This is a genomic window from Rubrobacter calidifluminis, assembly GCF_028617075.1.
Classification (GTDB): domain Bacteria; phylum Actinomycetota; class Rubrobacteria; order Rubrobacterales; family Rubrobacteraceae; genus Rubrobacter_E; species Rubrobacter_E calidifluminis.
The window spans coordinates 1-4972 of record NZ_JAQKGV010000039.1 but is presented as its reverse complement, the minus strand read 5'-3'; the positions used below and the strand labels follow the sequence as shown (position 1 = coordinate 4972).

The following is a 4972-nucleotide window of genomic DNA, read 5'->3' as shown; positions in this document are numbered from 1 at the left end:
CGCCACCCCCCCGACGACCGACCCGGCGAGCCCGCCGAGGCTGAACATCGCGTGGAAGGAGGACATGATCGGCCGCCCGTACCCCCGCTCGACCGCCACCGCCTGGGTGTTCATCGAGACGTCGAGCCCGCCCATGAAGACGCCGACCACCACGAGCGAGAGGGCGAGCGCCACCGCTCCCCCCGCAAACCCCGGCAACGCGAGCACCACGCAGAACCCCGCCGCCATCACCCCGACCACCGGCCGGCTCCCGAAACGCGCCGCCAGCCCTCCCACCAGCGGCATCGAGATCAAAGACCCGACAGAAGCCCCCAGCAACGCCAGCCCGAGCGTACCCTTGTCCAGCCCGAGATGGTCCCGCACCGCCGGTATCCTCACCACCCAGTTCGAAAACCCGAAGCCGTTGAGGAAGAAGACCACCGCAACAGCAAACCGCGCCGCCCGCAACCCCCCTACACCAGCCACGCGACCACCCAGAGCCACAAGACCACCGCCGACACCCCCGTAAGCCCCAGAGAGAGATCGACCCAGACCATCTCCTCACACGGCCGCGAGATCCCCCGCGAAAACCAGTAGAGCATCCCCGCAACCACCGTGAGAAGCAACGCACCCACGAGCATGAGAGAAGACCCGACCTCCCGTTTCTGAATCGTTTCAGCAAGAACTGCTCGGGTAGTGTAGCATGTGGGACATGGGAGTCAATCGGAAAGGATCCGGCGGGCGGGTGACGATCCGGGAGGTGGCGGCGGAGCTGGGGGTGGCGCCTTCGACGGTTTCGAACGCGTACAACCGGCCGGATCAGCTCTCTCCGGAGTTAAGGGAGCGGGTGTTCGAGGTGGCGCGGAGGCTGGGGTATGCCGGGCCGGACCCGATGGGGCGGGGGCTCAGGCGGGGGCGGGCGGGGGCGGTGGGGGTGCTCTACACGGACAGGCTCTCGTATGCCTTCGCGGATCCTGCGGCGGTGATGTTCTTCGAGGGGGTCTCGCAGGCCACCGAGGAGGCCGGGCTGGGGCTGCTTCTGATCCCGGGCCGCTCGCTCGGGGAGAGGGATGTCTCGGCCGTCCGGGAGGCGGTGGTCGACGGGTTCGTAGTGTGGTGCATGGCCGCGGAGGATCCTCTGGTAGGTGCGGCGTTCGAGCGGCGGCTGCCCGTGGTGCTGGTGGATCAGCCGCCGGTCGAGGGGATACCCTCCGTCGGTGTGGACGACGAAGGGGCGGCGAGGGAAGCTGCGGAGCACCTGACCGGGCTCGGTCACCGCAGGGTCGCCGTCGTCTCCTTCGAGTTCACCCCCAGGACCAGGGGCGGGTTCAGGAGGCTGGATCGCCGGGAGGAAGCCGCCTTCAGGCCCTCGCGGCTGCGGCTCGCCGGGTACGCCGCCGCGCTGGAGGAAGCCGGGGTCGATCCTTCCGGGGTTCCAGTCTACGAGTGTCCGGAGAACACCATCGAGGAAGGGAGGAGGGCGGCGCGCGCCCTGCTCACGCGCGAGCCCCGGCCGACGGCGCTTCTGGCGATGAGCGACCAGCTCGCGTTCGGCGCGATCGAAGCCGCCCGCGAGCTCGGGCTTCCGGTACCGCAGGACCTCTCGGTCGTCGGTTTCGACGACGTTCCGGCGGCCGCGCGATCGGCTCCGCCGCTCACCACCGTTCGCCAGCCGCACGTCGAGAAAGGGAGGCGGGCCGGGGAGATGCTCATCGCGCTCCTCGCAGGAGGAGAGACCGCCGGGACCGTGCTCCTCCCCACCCGGCTCGTCGTTCGGGGCTCCACGGCGGGGCCGCCATCATCCGGATGAGCGCAGGATCACGCCCTCCCCTCCGGCGAGGGTGAGCCGTCCGGAGACCTCCTCCCCCTCGCGGTCGAGCCCGGTGGAGAGGACGATCCGGCCGCGGGCCGTCGTGCTCTGGACGTCGGAGCCGAGGTTGAGCACGACGAGCAGCCTGCGTCCTTCGTGCTCGCGGGCGTAGTAGAGCAAATCACCGTCGATGCCGAGAGAGGCGTAGTCGCCGGTGGAGAGAGCCCCCTCGGAGCGGCGCAGCGCGATGAGACGCCGGTAGAGGTTGAGCAGAGAACGCGGGTCCTTTCGCTGGCGGGCGACGTTCACCTCCTCGTAGTCCTCTGCCAGGGGAAGCCAGGGTTCTCCGGCGGTGAACCCCGCGTTCTCGGAGTCGTCCCACTGCATCGGGGTGCGCGCCGGGTCGCGCCCGAGCTGCGGGAAGCTCTTCCCGAACGGGTCCTGGATGCGCCCGGGCGGGACGGGGACGTCGTGCATCCCGATCTCGTCGCCGTAGTAGAGGGTAGGGGTGCCGCGCAGCGTCAAAAGCAGCATCGCCGCGAGCCGCACCTGCCCCTCTCCCACCCGGCTCGCGACCCGCGGCCGGTCGTGGTTGCCGAGCACCCAGTTGGGCCAGGCGCCGGGAGGGAGCGCCGCCTCGTACTCCTTCACGAGGCTGTAGACGGCATCCGCCCGCCAGGGCGTGAAGATCAGGTGAAAGTTGAACGGCAGGTCCACCCCGGAGCCGTAGTAGGCGACGAGGCTCTCTATCGGGAGGTAGAGCTCCCCGATAAGAAGCCGCTCGCCGTACCCGTCGAGCACCTCTCTCATCATCCGGACCATCTCGTGCGTCTCGGGCCTATCGGAAGAGTAGAGCGGTATGAAGGCGTCGTAGGGGTTCTGCCCCTCCCGGTAGTCGGGGTTGGGCGGGTCGTCGCGCAGTCTTTCGTCCTTTACGAGCCGCCTGAGCGCGTCGACCCGGAATCCGTCCACCCCACGCTCGAGCCAGAAGCGCAGCACCCCGAGCATCGCCTCCTGGACCTCGGGGTTGCGCCAGTTGAGGTCCGGCTGCTCTTTCAGGTAGGCGTGATGGTAGTACTGCCCGGTCTTCCCGTCGAACTCCCACGCGCTCCCACCGAAGGAAGAGAGCCAGTTGTTCGGTGGAGAGCCGTCGGGCTTCGGATCTGCCCAGATGTACCAGTCACGCTTCGGGTTCTCGCGCGAGGAGCGCGACTCCACGAACCAGGGGTGAAGATCGGAGGTGTGGTTCGGGACGTAGTCGAGGATGATGCGGATCCCCCGCCGGTGCGCCTCCTCGACCAGCCGGTCGAAGTCCTCAAGCGTCCCGAAGAGCGGGTCTACATCCGTGTAGCAGGAGATGTCGTACCCGAAGTCCGCCATCGGAGAAGGGTAGATCGGTGAGAGCCACACCGCATCCACCCCGAGCCACGCCAGGTAGTCGAGCTTCCCGATAACTCCAGCCAGATCCCCCACCACGTCCCCGTCCGAGTCGGCGAACGACCGCGGGTAGACCTGGTAGATGATGCCCCGCTCCCACCAGCGGCGTCTTCCGTTCATCTCCCTCTCCTAAAAGCCTTTAACGACGACACGGTCCGAAGGGTAAACCATGAAGTCTGAGGAAGGAACCCCGGACTTTGCTGAAATAAGATCATGAAGGTGGCGCCCTACACGGCCCCCGGGTGTCCGTACGGCGCGGCGGCGCGGGAGGATCTGGAGCGGCGCGGGGTCGGGTTCATAGTAAAGGAAGGCGATGGATGTTCATGCTCCACTCCACCCGTCGGCAGGAGTCAGCGCAACAGACCACCTCATCGGCCAGCGTCCCATCCGCACGGCGCCATAAGTTCCGTAGACGCCCTTCCCGCACAAAGCCCACACGCTCGACGACGGCGATGCTGCGCGTGTTACGTGCATCGCAGACGATTTCAATGCGCTGCGCCTGCAGCACCTCGAACACATACGCCGTGAGCAGCCGGACCACTTCGGTGACGTAACCGCGGCCTTGCTCGGAAGCCCGTACCCAATAGCCGATGGAAAACGCGGGGACATCCCAACCATCTGGCTCGCGCGGGTGCAACCCAAGCCCTCCCAGATACCTTTGCGACTCGATATTCCACATCCCCATCGAAAACCGCTTCCGCAACAGCCAGTCGGCAGACGCACGAACGATCCAGTCACGCATTTCGTCGAGCGTCTGGAAGGCGTCAGCCCGCTCTCTAATTCACAGGGGCTTTTCCCCCGTCACGATTCGTACGGGCGGGAACATCTGAAATCGCAGTCCTGAAAGTTTCACCGCCTGCCAGCCTGATGCCCGAAGAGCCCGCGCATATTCCCCCGTATGTTGAAAATCCAATAGAGCCACCCGTCCGCCCGGTTTCAGTACCCGTACAATTTCCCGAATCGCTTTCAAGCGGCCTTCTTCGTCGGGGATGTTGTGAATCGCCAGGCTTGAAACCACAACGTCGATCGTCCCGTCTTCAAAGGGCAATTCGCGCATATCGCCCGTTTTGATCTCGACGAAACCGGCAACCCCCTCCGCCCGCGCATTCGCCAGTGCGGCCTCAGGACTGTTGCCGGACTGGTCCGCACTCTGCCAAAGGTCGACCCCGATAGCCTTGCCCGTCGTCAACCGGCGGGCAGCGGCATTGAGTAACAGGCCCCGCCCGCAACCGACATCGAGGATCGTTTCAGTTCCACGCAAATCCAGCGAGTCGATCAACTTTTCTCGCAATCGGAGTTTGCCGATCCTGCTACTCCACACCATCAGCGCGGCGGTGAGAAGCATACTTGCTCCCGCCAGCAACCCCCACACCAGCAAGCCTATCCCTACCGCCGGTCGCGTCGATGCCAGAAGATGGTTTAGAACGATACCTGCGACAATGGCTGCCGTACCAGCAAGGAATAAGTTGCGTACGACCAATGGTGCATCGATTCCATAGTCACCATTTGCGAAGCTGGATCTTTGCATACAAGCCTCTCACACTTCCGATTATTTTTGCCCGGGGAGAGCTGGCTGGCTCGTTGTCATACGTCGGCCCGTTGGAATAACCTGCGCTTATGATACTGTTGGTTTATTCGCCGGAGAGCCACGATCAGCTCACCGGAGCCAGAGCCGCCAATCGGGAGCGCCGAGTTACGGCGGTAGGAACACCGTTGAGCCAGTTAGCGATCCGTCCCACGTTAACC

The 4972-nt window shown here is 65.4% G+C and carries 6 protein-coding genes; 1 reads left to right on the top strand and 5 read right to left on the bottom strand.

Features of this window, described 5'->3' with window-relative positions:
- Both PJB24_RS15695 and PJB24_RS15690 read right to left on the bottom strand, forming a co-directional pair.
- A partial coding sequence (locus PJB24_RS15695) for an MFS transporter (protein ID WP_273847574.1) occupies positions 1 to 465 on the bottom strand: 465 nt, incomplete at its 3' end.
- Positions 453 to 620 (bottom strand): hypothetical protein, encoded by a 168-nt coding sequence (locus PJB24_RS15690; protein ID WP_273847573.1) that lies wholly within the window; start codon positions 618 to 620, stop codon positions 453 to 455. The genes PJB24_RS15695 and PJB24_RS15690, both read right to left, overlap by 13 nt.
- 71 nt (positions 621 to 691) lie before the next feature.
- Between PJB24_RS15690 and PJB24_RS15685 the strand changes: the two genes are divergently transcribed.
- Positions 692 to 1789, top strand: a complete 1098-nt coding sequence (locus PJB24_RS15685) for a LacI family DNA-binding transcriptional regulator (RefSeq protein ID WP_273847571.1) — start codon at positions 692 to 694, stop codon at positions 1787 to 1789.
- On the opposite strand, the gene PJB24_RS15680 is transcribed toward PJB24_RS15685, so the two are convergent.
- The 3 genes from PJB24_RS15680 to PJB24_RS15670 form a co-directional block, all read right to left on the bottom strand.
- On the bottom strand, positions 1778 to 3346 hold the full coding sequence (locus PJB24_RS15680) for an alpha-amylase family glycosyl hydrolase (protein ID WP_273847569.1): 1569 nt from the start codon (positions 3344 to 3346) through the stop codon (positions 1778 to 1780). The genes PJB24_RS15685 and PJB24_RS15680 overlap by 12 nt on opposite strands.
- A gap of 175 nt (positions 3347 to 3521) precedes the next feature.
- Positions 3522 to 4007, bottom strand: coding sequence for a GNAT family N-acetyltransferase (locus tag PJB24_RS15675; protein ID WP_273847576.1), 486 nt, complete (start codon positions 4005 to 4007; stop codon positions 3522 to 3524).
- Positions 4008 to 4754, bottom strand: a complete 747-nt coding sequence (locus PJB24_RS15670) for a class I SAM-dependent methyltransferase (protein ID WP_273847567.1) — start codon at positions 4752 to 4754, stop codon at positions 4008 to 4010.
- Positions 4755 to 4972 lie beyond the last annotated feature (218 nt).